Source organism: Cupriavidus sp. GW821-FHT07C08 (assembly GCF_059419025.1).
The window spans coordinates 63116-76010 of the sequence record NZ_JBWKQZ010000006.1 but is presented as its reverse complement, the minus strand read 5'-3'; the positions used below and the strand labels follow the sequence as shown (position 1 = coordinate 76010).

Below are 12895 nucleotides of genomic sequence, written 5' to 3'. Positions count from 1 at the left end.
CGGCGCCGCGGAACAGGTCTCTCAACGAGGGAAACTTATGGCTACGGTCATCGATCGGCGCGAGAACGGCGGCAACAAGAGTGCCGTCAACCAGCAACGTTTCATCAAGCGCTACCGCGAGCAGATACGGCAGGCGGTGGCAAAGGCGGTGTCCGGCCGGAAGATCATGGACATCGAGCAGAGCGGCCAGGTGTCCATTCCGGTCAAGGACATCTCCGAACCGATCTTCCACCACGGCCCGGGCGGGCGGCGCGAGTGGATTCACCCTGGCAACAAGAAGTTCGTCAAGGGTGATTCCTTCGACCGCCAGCAGCAGGGCGGTGGCGGGACCGGTTCGCGGGCCAGCGACAGTGGCGAAGGCGAAGACGATTTCGTCTTCACGCTGTCGCGCGAGGATTTCCTGAACTTCTTCTTCGAGGACATGGCGCTGCCGGACCTGGCCAAGCGCCACCTCGCCAAGATCGCCGAGGTGCGCAAGGTGCGCGCCGGCTTTTCCATCGACGGCACGCCTGCCAACCTGTCGGTCCTGCGCACCATGCGCAGTTCGCTGGGGCGGCGCATCGCCTTGTCCAGTCCTTACCAGAAGCGCCTGCGCGAACTGGAGCTGGAATACAGCGAGGCGCTGGAAAAGGACGGCCCCTATGCCGAAGGCACGCTCGAGGTGATGGAGAAGATGCGGCACCTGCGTGCCTGCATCGACCGCGTGCCCTTTATCGAGAAGCTCGACCTTCGCTACAACAACCGCGTGCTGAAGAAGCGCCCGCAGGCCCAGGCGGTGATGTTCTGCCTGATGGACGTGTCCGGCTCGATGGACGAGAGCCGCAAGGACCTGGCCAAGCGCTTCTTCATGCTGCTGTACCTGTTCCTGAAGCGCAACTACGAGCGCATCGACGTGGTGTTCATTCGCCATCACACGGTGGCGAAGGAAGTCGATGAGGAAGATTTCTTCCACTCGCGCGAGTCCGGTGGTACCGTGGTGTCCAGTGCGCTGAAGCTGATGGTGGAAGTGATCCACGACCGCTACCCGCCGAGCCAGTGGAACATCTACTGCGCGCAGGCGTCAGACGGTGATAACTGGGCCGGTGATTCCGAGTTGTGCGGACGCCTGCTGCGCGATTCGATCCTGCCACTGGTGCAGTACTATGCATATGTTGAAGTCGCATCGGAAGAGCCGCAGAACCTCTGGGAAGAGTATCTGACGGTCAAGGGACAGTTCGACCACTTTGCGATGCAGCGCATCATCGGCGCGGACGAGATCTACCCGGTGCTGCACGACCTGTTCCAGAAGCGCGCAGCATAGGGTGGCGCCGATCCTGGCCTTCCTTGCGGCGGGCCACAGTGAAGGCAAATGGCGAGGCAACGCGGACCACGCGGCGCGGCGATGCCGTGCGCGCCGGACTGGTCTGGCGCCTTGCCCGGGCAACAAGGGGCGAAGATGGCTTATCTCTCCACGGGTTCGGAATGGACCTTCGAGCTGATCAAACGGTATGACCGCGAGATCGCCCGCATCGCCGGCGAATTCGGGCTGGATACCTATCCCAACCAGATCGAGATCATCACCGCCGAGCAGATGCTCGACGCCTACGCGTCGTCGGGGCTGCCGGTCGGCTACAGCCACTGGTCCTACGGCAAGCACTTCCTGGCGTCCGAGCGCAGCTACCAGCGCGGCCACATGGGGCTGGCCTATGAGATCGTCATCAACTCCAATCCCTGCATCGCCTACCTGATGGAGGAGAACACCATGCCGATGCAGGCGCTGACGATCGCGCACGCCTGCTACGGCCACAACGCCTTCTTCAAGGGCAACTACCTGTTCCGCACCTGGACCAACGCGGACGCCATCGTGGACTACCTGCTGTTTGCCAAGAACTACGTGGCCGAGTGCGAGCAGCGTTACGGCGAACGCGAGGTGGAACTGCTGCTGGACTCTTGCCACGCCTTGCAGAACTATGGCGTGGACCGCTACAAGCGCCCCAAGAAGCTGTCCATCACCGAAGAGAAGGCGCGCCAGGCCGATCGCGAGAACTACCTGCAGATGCAGGTCAACGACCTGTGGCGCACCCTGCCCAAGAGCCGGCCGCATGCGCTGGCGTCGGACGACGACGCGTCCGAGGGGGAAATCATCTTCCCGCCGGAGCCGCAGGAGAACCTGCTGTACTTCATCGAGAAGAACGCGCCCAAGCTGGCATCGTGGCAGCGCGAGATCGTGCGCATCGTGCGCAAGATCGCGCAGTACTTCTATCCGCAGCGCCAGACCAAGGTCATGAATGAAGGCTGGGCCACGTTCTGGCACTACACCATCATCAACCAGCTGTACGAGGAAAAGCTGGTCAACGATGCGTTCATGATGGAGCTGCTGCAGGCGCATACCAACGTGATTTACCAGCCGCCGTACAACAGCCCCTACTACAGCGGCATAAACCCCTACACGATCGGTTTCCTGATGTTCCAGGACCTGCGCCGCATGTGCGAAAACCCGACCGAAGAGGACTACCGCTGGGCCCCGGAATTCGCAGGTAGCGACTGGCGCAAGACGCTGGACTTTGCCATGAAAAATTTCAAGGACGAGAGCTTCCTGCTGCAGTTCCTGTCGCCGCGCGTGATCCGCGAGCTGAAGCTGTTCTCGGTGCTGGACGATGACCGCGAAGGCAAGCTGCGCGTCACCGCGATCCACAACGATGAAGGCTACCGCGCGATCCGCCAGCTGATGGCGGCGCAATATGACCTCTCCAGCATGGAGCCCAATATCCAGGTCACCAATGTCGATGTCGGCGGCGACCGCTCGCTGACGCTGCGGCACCTGCAGAACGACCGCCGGCCGCTGGCGCACAACTTCGATGAGGTGATCCGGCACGTGACCCGGCTGTGGGGCTTCACCGTGCGGCTCGAGGTGGCCTATGAGGACGGCCGCACCGAGCTGAAGTACGAGTGCAAGCCGGAACGGCGCCACCGCCGCCCGCACGGCGGCGGCCTCAGCCTGGCTGCCTGATCCCGCAATTGCGGGGGTTAAGCCCCGCCGCTCAGGCGGCGGGCGCGGGCTCGCACCATTCGCGCACCAGTTCCACCGCGTTGCGGCCGGCGCTGGCGCACACCGCCTCGCCCAGCACCCGGCTCCACCAGCGCTCCGACCCGTCCGCCACGCGCCACGCATGCAGCCGGCGCGTATAGAGCTGCAGGTCGTATTCCTCCGTGATCCCGATGGCGCCGTGCACGGCGTGCGCGATGGCGGCCACCGGCGTGACCGCGTCGCTGGCGCGCAGCTTGCCGATGGCTGCGCGCAGACGGTCGGGCGTGCCGGTGCCGCTGTCGCAGGCCAGCTGTGCGGCCACGCGTGCCGCGGCAACGTGCTCGGCCATCTCGCTGACCTGGTGCTGGATCGCCTGGAACTTGCCGATGGCGCGCCCGAACTGCTGGCGGTCGTTGGCGTACTGCAGCGTCAGGTCAAGCACGTGCGACAGCGCGCCGGCCAGTTGCGCCGTGTGCAGGCAGGCGCCCAGCGTGCGCAGGGTGCCGGCGGGCAGTGCAAAGGCCCCTGGCGCCGCGGCGTCAGGGCGCGGCACGCGCAGCGTCAGGTCATGATGGGCGCCGGTCGCTTCGGCGCGGGCGTCGGCCGCCGACAGCAGCAGGCAACGCTCGCCATCCTGCAGCAGGAACCACTGCGCATGGCGGGCATCCGCCACCAGCGCCGCGCCGGGGCTGTCTTCAAAGCCGACGAGTGCGACCGGGCCGGCGGGCAGGGCGATGCCGTGCGCCTGCAGCAGCGCGCGCGCAAAGATGGTCTGCGCCAGCGGCAGCGGCAAGGCGTGGCGGCCGGTGACAAAGAGCACCGGCGCCAGCTCGCGCAGCGGCAGCGCGGCGCCGCCGGCGGATTCGGGCAGCAGGCAATCGGCAAAGCCGCTTTCCAGCAGCGCTTGCCACAGCGGCTGCGGGTCGGCCTGCTGTTCCAGCGCGCGCACGGTGGCGGGCGGGCAGCAGTCGCGCAGCAGCGCGTCTAGGGCGTCGGAGTAGGCGTTATGCATGGGGTATCTCGTTCAGGATGGCGATCGACGGGGGCGGATTCAACGCAGGCCGAGTCCGCGCGCGATCATGCCGCGCAGGATTTCGCGGGTGCCGCCGCGCAGCGAGTACGACGGCGCGATCTGCGTGACATAGGCCAGGGTGCGGTACAGCGTCCCATCGGCCGCCAAGGCGGGTTCGTCACCGAGCGCGGCTTCCACCAGCGCGGGGATCGACTGCTCGAAGGTCGTGCCCAGGTCCTTCACCAGCGCGGCCTCCACCACCGGGCTTTCACCGGCGGCCAGCCGCGACGTGACTGCCAGCGACATGGCGCGCAGCACCGCCAGGTGGCCGGCGAGCCGGCCCACGGTCACCGTGTCGCGCCGTGCGGGCGGCAGCCGGCGCATGGCGTCGAGCCAGGTGTCGAGCAGCACCACGCTGGAATAGAGGCGCTCCGGGCCGCTGCGCTCGAACGCCAGCTCGGCGTTGACCTGCTCCCAGCCGCTGCCTTCCTGGCCGACCAGCGCGTCCGGGGCCAGCGCCACGTCGTCGAAGGTGACTTCGGAGAAGTGCGCATCGCCCGCCAGGTCGTGGATCGGCCGCACCGTGACGCCCGGTGCGTGCAGGTCGACGATGAACTGCGATAGCCCGGCCTGCCGGTCCTGCGGCGTGCCCGAGGTTCGCACCAGCGCGATCATGAAATGGCAGCGGTCGGCATTGGTCGTCCAGATCTTGCGGCCGTTCAGGCGCCAGCTGCCGTCCGCCTGGCGCACCGCGCGCGTGGCCACGCTGGCCAGGTCCGAGCCGGAGTTTGGCTCGCTCATGCCGATGCAGAAGAAGGCCTCGCCGCGGCTGATCGCGGGCAGGTAGCGCGCCTTCTGCGCGTCGTTGCCGTAGCGCAGGATCAGCGGGCCGCTCTGGCGGTCGGCGATCCAGTGCGCCGACACCGGCGCGCCGCAGGCCAGCAGTTCTTCCACCAGCACGAAACGCGAAAACGGGTCCAGGCCCGCGCCGCCGAACTGCGCCGGCAGCGTGATGCCGACCCAGCCGCGCGCGGCCAGCGCCCGGCTGAAGGCGGCATCGAATCCCATCCACGAGCGCGCGCGCGTTTCCGGCGGCAGCGCGGGCAGGTGTGCATCGAGAAAGGCCCGCACCTCGCCGCGGAACGCCACGGCGTGCGGCGGCAGGAAGGTCAGGCCGAAGGTGGAAAGCAATGCGGTCACGGTGAAATCCTGTAGCTGGAAATTGCGAAGCCGTTGGTTCAGCGCCCCGCCAGGAGCCGGCGCGCCGTATAGGTCATGGCCTGCGCACCACGCTGGTTGAACACCTCGATGCGCGAATCCACCACCGCCCGGCCGTTGCGCGACGTGGGGCGGATGCCGGTCACGGTCACGGTGGCGTGGATGGTGTCGCCCACCACCACCGGGGCGTGGATCTGCTGCGTGAGTTCCAGCATGGCCAGCCCGGTGCCCTGGATCATGGTCTGCAGGATGAAGCCCTCGATCAGCGTGTAGGTCAGCGCCGCCGGCACCGGCCGGCCCTGGATGGCGCCACCGTCATAGCCGGCTTCGATAAAGATGGCCTCGACCATGCCGGTCACGGAGATGAAATTGACCAGGTCGGTCTCGGTCACGGTGCGGGCGAAGGTGCGGAAGGCCTGGCCTTCCTGCAGGTCCTGCCAGTAGAAGCCCTGGCCGAGGCGGGGCAGTTCTGCATGCGTCATGGTGTCTCCTTGGCGGGTGCGCAGCGTGCGGCACCGCTTTGTTGCAATTGCGCGATCGCTTCTGCGGATAGTCCTGCCTGCGCCAGCACGCTCCCGGTGTGCTCGCCCAGCCGCGGCGGGATGCCCAGCGGCGCGCGCTGGCTGTCGAAGCGCACCGGTGCGCCGGGAAAACGCAACGTGCCCATGGCCGGGTCTTCGACGGTTTCGAAGAAGCCGGTGGCGACCAGGTGCGGATCGTCCGGCAGGTCGTCGAGTTCATTGATGCGCGCCACCGGGATCTGCAGGCGTTCACACAGCTCCACCCAGTGCGCCGTGGTCTGTCCCTGCACGATTTCGCCGGTGAGCTCGTACAGCGTCTCGATATGCCGCGTGCGTGCCGCGATGTCGGCAAAGCGCGCATCCGCGGCCAGCGCGGGGCGCTCGGCGGCGTGGAAGAAGTCGCGCCAGTGCGCGTCGGTGTACGGCATCATGCAGACATAGCCGTCGGCGCTGCGGTACGGGCGGCGCAGCGGCGCCAGCACGCGGGGGTAGCCGCTGGGGCCGCGCGGCGGCTCGAAATGGCGGCCGTAGAAGTGCTCGACCAGGTTGAAGGCGACCATGGATTCGAACATTGGCACTTCGACCAGCGTGCCGTGGCCGGTGCTGCCATCGGCATTGCGCCGCGCGTGCCCGGCCAGCGCCGCGCAGACCGACAGCGCTGCCACCAGCCCGCTGGTCTTGTCCGCGGCGATGGTGGGGAAGTAGCGGCTGTCGCCGGTCTGCGCCGCCATCAGCGCGGCATTGCCGGACAGGCCCTGGATGATGTCGTCGTACGCCGGGCGGCCGCCATAGGGGCCATCCTCGGCAAAGCCGAGCAGGCTGACAAAGACCAGCTCCGGATGGCGCGCCCGCACGTCGTCGGGCGCCAGCCCCAGTGCGGCCAGTTTCTGCGGGCGCATGCTGTGCATCAGCACGTCGGCGCCGGCCAGCACGCGGTCCAGGGCGGCCTGCGCGGCCGGCTGCTTCAGGTCCAGCACCACGCTGCGCTTGCTGCGGTTCACACCCAGGAAAATGGCCGCCATGCCGGGCTCGGCGGCGGGGCCGGTGCGGCGCGTGGAATCGCCCTCGGGCGGCTCGACCTTGATCACCTCGGCGCCAAGGTCGGCCAGCCACTGGCTGGCATACGGCCCCATCACCACTGTGGACAGGTCGACCACGCGGATGCCTGCAAGCGGCAGCATGTTGTCTCCGATCTTGTTGACTGTGGGGCACAGGGTAGATCAGCAGGCGAGGCTTGGTCTAATATTAGTTTTTTAGAAATCGATATTCAGAGGATATTAACGAGCCATGGACTTCCGCCAGTTGCAGCAGTTCGTCGCCCTGGCCGAGACGGGCAACTTCCACCGCGCCGCCGAACGCCTGCACATGGCGCAGCCGCCGCTTTCCATTTCCATCCGCAAGCTCGAGGACCAGCTTGGGACGGCGCTGTTCGTGCGCACCTCGCGCGGGGTGCGGCTGACGCAGGCGGGCGAGGCCGCGCTGCACGATGCGCGCCGTGCGCTGTTCCACGCACAGCAGGCACGTGCCGCGGCGATTGCCGCGGGGCAGGGCGAGCGCGGCGCGCTGCGCATCGGCTTTATCGGCTCGGCGACGTATGCGCTGCTGCCCAAGCTGATCCCGGCGTTCCGCGCGGCGCATCCCGGCATCGAGCTGATCCTGCATGAATCCACCACCGCCGCGATCCTGGACCGCCTGGAAAAGCACCAGATCGACGCCGGCCTGGTGCGCTTCCCAATCCTGAACACCGGCAACTATTCGCTGACGCCGCTGGAAAACGACGTCTTTGTCGCGGCGGTGCCGGCTGACAGCCCGCTGGCAAGCGCAGACGCCATTCCGCTGCGCGCGCTCGCGGACGAGCCTTTCATCATGTATCCGGCGGCGCAGGTGCCCAACCTGCACGCGGTGGCCATGCTGCTGTGCCAGCAGGCGGGCTTTGTGCCGCGCGTTACGCAGGAGGCGGTGCAGGTGCAGACCCAGGTCAGCCTGGTCGAGAGCGGGCTTGGCGTGGCCCTGGTGCCGAGCGTGGCGGCGCGCTACGCCAACCAGCGCGTGCGCTTCCTGCCATTGTCCAGCCCGCGGGCGGCCGGGCGCATCGGCATTGCGCTGGCGGCGCGGCCCGATGACGGCGACCGCCAGGTGCAGCGCTTCCTGGCGGCGGCGCAGGCGGCGGTGAACTGATGCGAAGGCGGGTGGTGCAGCGTCTCAGGCGGCGCGCGTGCGCGGCTTGCGCGGCCGCGCGGGCGGGGTGACGCCGGCACGCTCCAAGTTCACGCCCGGCAGCAGGTGCAGCAGCCGCACCAGTTCTGACTGGCGATGCGTGCCGGTCTTGCGCAGCGTGTCGCGGATATGCACGCGCACGGTGTGGGGCGAAAGAAATTCGCGCTCGGCAATTTCGTTGAGGGTTTCGCCGGCAGCCAGGCGGATCGCGATAATGCTTTCCTTGCGCGACAGCCCGAACAGCGAGGTCAGCACGCCGGCATCCAGCACCGAGCGCGATTCCGAATTGCCGAACAGCATCATCGCGGCCGGCAATTGCCACGGGCCTTCCACCGGCTGGCGCGACACCAGCGGCGTGACGATGATCGGCACCGGCTGTCCGCCAGAGGTAATGTGCATCCACGAGCCGGAGGCCGCTTCCGTGCCGCGGGCACGCATGGCACCGTCGAGCAGCTTGCGCAGCACCGCCTGCAGCGTGTCGCTGTGGGCGCGCAGCACGCCGCCCTGCAGCGACAGGTGGCCGTCGGCCTGCACCAGCGCCTCGGCCCAGCTGTTGGCATAGCGCACGCGCAGGTCCGCCTGCAGCACCATCACGCCGAAGTCCAGCGTATCCAGCCCGGCCAGGCCCAGGCTGGCCAGCCCGCTCAGCTCGAAGTTGCGCTGCTGCATCCGTGCCGCGCGCACCCAGTGCGGCATCACGTGGGCCAGGCGCCGCTCGCGCTGGCCTGTGCTGATGCTGCCCGCGCTGGTGCCGCTCATCAGCACGCAAACCTCGGCGTTCTCGATCAGGCGGATGCCTTGTTCCAGTCCGCTGCAGGCCAGCGCAGCCGTGGCCGCATCCGCCATGGCGCCATCGTGCGAGGCCGCCAGCGCGGACGTGCCGTCGCAGGCCAGCGCGGGGGCGTCATTGGGGGGGCAGCAAGCGCCCGCATGGGGCAGGTCGAGCGGACCGGGCAGCCAGTCGGGCATGCTGACGCCGCTGGTGAAGCAGCCGTGCGGGGTCACGCCAAGGCGGGCATGGCCGGCAAGCTTGTCCCAGATCAGGTAACGCGGGCTGCCTGTGCAGGTGTATCGGGAAAAGAGGTCGAGGGCGGCGGGCATGGCCGCAACGTCCAGCGCAGACTCGTAGATTGAGTCGACCAGACGATGGAAGTCCTCGTCCGTAGTCGGGTGTTCGCCCATGTTCAGATCCCCCCGGTGGCAAACGCCTATTGCTCTGCGCCACGGCAAGTGGCTACATCTTTTTGTGTTATCGGTTCCGTTCTGGCGTTCTGTATCTGCGCCGATACGGATGCTGCTGGCGGCGCGCATTGTCCCGTCATGTCCGCCGTACTGCAATCATGCCAAACAATGTTGTTTGTTTTATCCCCCGTATCGGGGGGGGGAAACCCGGATTGCGCGGCGTAACTCCCCCCCAGCCGGGCAGGGGCGTGATCGTGCCGCGGCGCGATGGTAATACGCTTGAGGAAAACTTCAAGATTTTCAACGCTGAAATAGTCCAGCGTTTCTCCCATGCCACAGCAGCGCTGGCTATTGTGGCGCAGGGCTCACGTCCTCCTTGCCCGCCAGTTGCGCGACCCCGCCACCCACCTGAATCGTCAGGCTCGGCGATGCCATGCGGATGCCGCTGGCGTCGAAATTGCGCTTGAGCCGCGCATTGAAGGCGCGCGTGATCTCCGCCTGCATCAGTGGCCGGGTCTTGAACTGTGCCATCACCACCGGCCCGTTGGGGTCGAAACGGTCCAGCCCCAGGATGTCCAGCCCCGACATCAGGTTGCGCGCGTAGTGACGGTCGCGCGCCAGTTCGGCGCCGGTGGTGCGGATCAGCTCCAGCGCCTGGTCCAGGTCGCTCTGGTAGGTGATGCCGATGTTGAAGACCGCGTAGGCATAGCCGCGCGACAGGTTCTTGACTGCCTTGATCTGGCTGTACGGCAGCGTGTGCAGCGCGCCGCGGCCGTCGCGCAGCCTGACAGTGCGGATGGTCATGGCTTCGACCACGCCGGCGTGGTCCGGCAGCTCGATCGAGTCGCCGATGGCGATGGAGTCCTCGACCACGATGAACAGCCCCGTGATCAGGTCCTGCACCAGGCTTTGCGCGCCGAAGCCGATGGCCAGGCCGACCACGCCCGCGCCGGCCAGCAGCGGCGTCACGTTGACGCCCAGGTTGGCCAGCACCGCGATCACCGTGATCACCAGCAGGCCGATGAGCGAAGCGTTGCGCACCAGTGGCAGGATGGTCTTGACCCGCAGGCTGGGTTGCGCGCCGCGTCCGTGCGCCGGCGACAGTGATTGCATGATGGCGGTGTCGATCAGCAGCCAGACCAGCCAGGCCAGCAGCACGGTGCTGGTGACGCTGAAGACGGTCTCGGTGAGATGCCGGCCCGCGGCGGACGACTCGGCCAGGCGCACCAGCGACGTGCCCCAGACGCGCATCACCATCTCAATGAAGACCGCCCAGATCAGCACGCGCACCAGTGCCAGCGCAAAGCGGCCGAAGCGCTGTAGGTAGGCCGAGCGGCGGCGGTCGCGGATGCGCGGCGCGCGCGCGGTGGCCTTGGGCGAGTGCCCCGCCACCATCGTCAGCAGCAGCCCGGCGAGGAACAGCGCCACCGATGCCACCGTGCGGCGCAGGAACACATCCGCATGGCCGGTGGCCAGGATGGTGCCGACCACCGATGCCACCACCACCGCCAGCACCGGCAGGTGCCAGGCCTGGCCGGCCAGCCGCAGCAGGTCGGTCGCGGCCGGGTGGGCCTGGCGGAAGGCCAGCGGCCGTTGGCTGATCAGCTGGCCGATCTGCCGGCGGAAACACAGCGCGAACGCGCCGATGCCCAGGGCCGCGGCGATATTGGCCACGGTGGCCACCAGCGCGCACAGGTTGGTGCCGAGCACGGCGATCACGCGGCTGTCCGTGGCGCCGTCGCCCAGCGCCGCCAGCGCCCCCGTGCAGATCAGCAGCCACGGTGAGCGCGCCAGCAGCTGCCGCACCGCCAGCTGCCGGTGCGCGCTGCGGAACAGCGTGAAGATGACCTGGCACACCGCTGCCGCAATCGCCCCCGCCACGATCGCATACGCCACCAGCACGGCGGCGACGCTGGCCGGCGATTGGGCAAATACGCGTTGGGCCAGCAGCGAGGTCAGCCCGAATGCCACCACCCAGGGCCCGATATGGCGCAGCATGAAGACGCCGACGTCGACCCACGATGGCAGCTCGGGCAGCTTGCCGCGCTCGGCGCGCGTGGGTTTGCGCGCGCGCCGGCGCCGGATGCGGTGGCCGATCTCCCACAAGACCCCGCCGCTCACCGCCCAGGCTGCCAGCACCAGCGCGAATTCACGCAGCGAGGCCAGCGTCGTGCGGGTGCCGTTGTGGGTGAGCGCGGCGTGCCATTCCTCGCCCGCGAAGCGCGTGCGCCAGCGCCAGAACTGCCACGGGCCGCGATCCTTGCGCAGATGGGTATCGACCTCGTCCAGCACTTCAGCGACGGCACCGATCAGGCCGGGCGCGGAGGCGCCGGCCGGGGCTGCCGCGGCGGAGGCGGGCGCGGCCCCGGAGGCACCCAGCCCCTGGCGCATGGTTTGCAGCTGGCCCACCAGGGCGCGCCGCTCGCCGTCGTTCTGCAGCGTGGCGATCACCTGGTCCAGCGACTGCGCCAGCGGCACGCTGGCGGCGGGTGCGCTGGCCGGCGCCGCGGGCTTCTCCGCCTTGCCCAGCAGTGCGGCGAGGGAGCCGGCCGGGGCGGCGTGCGCCGGGATGGCGCACAGCAGCGTCAACAGCGCGGCCAGCACGGCGAACGCACGCAGCACCGGCTGCAGTGCGGCATGCCAGCGGGGCGCAGGGGTGGGGGCGTGGTGTTCGGGTTTGTGCATGGTTCGTAGTCGGTTGCCGGTGCCGGGCGGCGCCGGAATGGCCGTCGATCGCGTCACTGTAGCGCATTGGTCGCGCCGGGTGCCGGAGCGCGCCGCACGCACGCGCCAACCTCATTCGTCGCTTCGGACGATGCGTCGCAACGGCCGATCCACGAATCTCGAGCCCACTCCGGTACAGGCGATTCTTGCGCCTGCCGGCTTCATCAAACCGCGGGGCCGCGCTGGATCCGGCCGGGCCAGGAACAAGAGACAAGGGGAAGACGATATGGAACTCAATGCATCGGTATCGGCAGTGGTGACGGGTGGCGCTTCGGGCCTGGGCGCGGCGACGGCACGTGCGCTGGCAGCGCAGGGCGTGCGCGTGGCGCTGTTCGACCTCAACGTGGAGAAGGGCGAAGCGCTGGCGCGTGAACTGGGCGGCGTGTTCTGCCAGGTCAACGTCACCTCGGAGGCCGAGGTCGAGGCCGGCTTTGCCAAGGCGCGCGCCGCCATCGGCCAGGAACGCATCCTGGTCAACTGCGCCGGCACCGGCAACGCCATCAAGACCGCCTCGCGTTCCAAGGAAGCGCCGGACCAGATCAAGCATTTCCCGACCGATGCCTTCGAGCGCATCATCCAGATCAACCTGATCGGCACCTTCCGCTGCATCGCACGCTCGGCCGCGGGCATGCTGACGCTGGACAGCGCCGGCGGCGAGCGCGGCGTGATCATCAATACCGCGTCGGTGGCGGCGCAGGACGGCCAGATGGGCCAGGCCGCGTACTCGGCATCGAAGGCTGGCGTGGTCGGCATGACGCTGCCGATCGCGCGAGACCTGGCGGGTGAAGGCATCCGCGTCAACACCATCCTGCCGGGCATCTTCAATACGCCGCTGCTGCAGGGTGCGGCAGAGAACGTCAAGGCCGCGCTGGCCGCTTCGGTGCCGTTCCCCAAACGCCTGGGGCAGCCGGAAGAGTTTGCCTCGCTGGCCGTCGAGATGTGCCGCAACGGCTATTTCAACGGCGAGTCGGTGCGCCTGGACGGCGCCATCCGCATGGCGCCGCGCTGAGCGTA

At 68.2% G+C, this 12895-nt stretch carries 10 protein-coding genes; 4 read left to right on the top strand and 6 right to left on the bottom strand.

Annotated features, from left to right (window positions below):
- Positions 1-37: 37 nt before the first annotated feature.
- Positions 38-1300: a YeaH/YhbH family protein gene (locus AC07UK_RS10065; RefSeq protein ID WP_013952343.1), complete on the top strand. Its 1263-nt coding sequence runs from the start codon at positions 38-40 to the stop codon at positions 1298-1300.
- A 135-nt stretch (positions 1301-1435) separates the two neighbouring features.
- Complete coding sequence (locus AC07UK_RS10060) at positions 1436-2989, top strand: SpoVR family protein (protein ID WP_436223929.1); 1554 nt, start codon at positions 1436-1438, stop codon at positions 2987-2989.
- A gap of 31 nt (positions 2990-3020) precedes the next feature.
- On the opposite strand, the gene AC07UK_RS10055 is transcribed toward AC07UK_RS10060, so the two are convergent.
- From AC07UK_RS10055 to AC07UK_RS10040, 4 genes are read right to left on the bottom strand one after another with little or no spacing between them, the layout of a single operon-like run.
- A complete protein-coding gene (locus AC07UK_RS10055; RefSeq protein ID WP_436223928.1) occupies positions 3021-4019 on the bottom strand; it encodes an acyl-CoA dehydrogenase family protein in 999 nt (332 codons plus the stop codon).
- Positions 4020-4058: 39 nt separating this feature from the next.
- Entirely contained in the window at positions 4059-5219 is a 1161-nt protein-coding gene (locus tag AC07UK_RS10050) for an acyl-CoA dehydrogenase family protein (RefSeq protein ID WP_436223927.1), read from the bottom strand.
- Between the two features lie 38 nt (positions 5220-5257).
- The gene (locus tag AC07UK_RS10045) at positions 5258-5719 is read right to left on the bottom strand and encodes a MaoC family dehydratase (RefSeq protein ID WP_494685647.1); all 462 of its coding nucleotides are present in this window, start codon (positions 5717-5719) and stop codon (positions 5258-5260) included.
- Positions 5716-6939 (bottom strand): CaiB/BaiF CoA transferase family protein, encoded by a 1224-nt coding sequence (locus AC07UK_RS10040; protein WP_494685646.1) that lies wholly within the window; start codon positions 6937-6939, stop codon positions 5716-5718. The genes AC07UK_RS10045 and AC07UK_RS10040 overlap by 4 nt, the downstream gene beginning before the upstream one ends.
- A 106-nt stretch (positions 6940-7045) precedes the next feature.
- Between AC07UK_RS10040 and AC07UK_RS10035 the strand changes: the two genes are divergently transcribed.
- A complete protein-coding gene (locus AC07UK_RS10035; protein ID WP_436223924.1) occupies positions 7046-7936 on the top strand; it encodes a LysR family transcriptional regulator in 891 nt (296 codons plus the stop codon).
- Between the two features lie 24 nt (positions 7937-7960).
- Here the strand turns inward: AC07UK_RS10035 and AC07UK_RS10030 are convergent, their stop codons facing one another.
- A complete protein-coding gene (locus tag AC07UK_RS10030) occupies positions 7961-9157 on the bottom strand; it encodes a helix-turn-helix transcriptional regulator (protein WP_494685645.1) in 1197 nt (398 codons plus the stop codon).
- A 348-nt stretch (positions 9158-9505) separates the two neighbouring features.
- Entirely contained in the window at positions 9506-11842 is a 2337-nt protein-coding gene (locus tag AC07UK_RS10025; RefSeq protein ID WP_436223921.1) for a mechanosensitive ion channel family protein, read from the bottom strand.
- A gap of 265 nt (positions 11843-12107) precedes the next feature.
- Between AC07UK_RS10025 and AC07UK_RS10020 the strand changes: the two genes are divergently transcribed.
- Positions 12108-12890, top strand: coding sequence for an SDR family NAD(P)-dependent oxidoreductase (locus AC07UK_RS10020; RefSeq protein WP_035825028.1), 783 nt, complete (start codon positions 12108-12110; stop codon positions 12888-12890).
- Positions 12891-12895: the final 5 nt, after the last annotated feature.

Excerpts from the sequence above, each read along its gene's own strand:
- AC07UK_RS10065 (WP_013952343.1), top strand. The coding sequence starts at position 38 with ATGGCTACGGTCATCGATCGGCGCGAGAACGGCGGCAACAAGAGTGCC.
- AC07UK_RS10060 (WP_436223929.1), top strand. The coding sequence starts at position 1,436 with ATGGCTTATCTCTCCACGGGTTCGGAATGGACCTTCGAGCTGATCAAA.
- AC07UK_RS10055 (WP_436223928.1), bottom strand. The coding sequence starts at position 4,019 with ATGCATAACGCCTACTCCGACGCCCTAGACGCGCTGCTGCGCGACTGC.
- AC07UK_RS10045 (WP_494685647.1), bottom strand. The coding sequence starts at position 5,719 with ATGACGCATGCAGAACTGCCCCGCCTCGGCCAGGGCTTCTACTGGCAG.
- AC07UK_RS10040 (WP_494685646.1), bottom strand. The coding sequence starts at position 6,939 with ATGCTGCCGCTTGCAGGCATCCGCGTGGTCGACCTGTCCACAGTGGTG.
- AC07UK_RS10035 (WP_436223924.1), top strand. The coding sequence starts at position 7,046 with ATGGACTTCCGCCAGTTGCAGCAGTTCGTCGCCCTGGCCGAGACGGGC.
- AC07UK_RS10030 (WP_494685645.1), bottom strand. The coding sequence starts at position 9,157 with ATGGGCGAACACCCGACTACGGACGAGGACTTCCATCGTCTGGTCGAC.
- AC07UK_RS10025 (WP_436223921.1), bottom strand. The coding sequence starts at position 11,842 with ATGCACAAACCCGAACACCACGCCCCCACCCCTGCGCCCCGCTGGCAT.
- AC07UK_RS10020 (WP_035825028.1), top strand. The coding sequence starts at position 12,108 with ATGGAACTCAATGCATCGGTATCGGCAGTGGTGACGGGTGGCGCTTCG.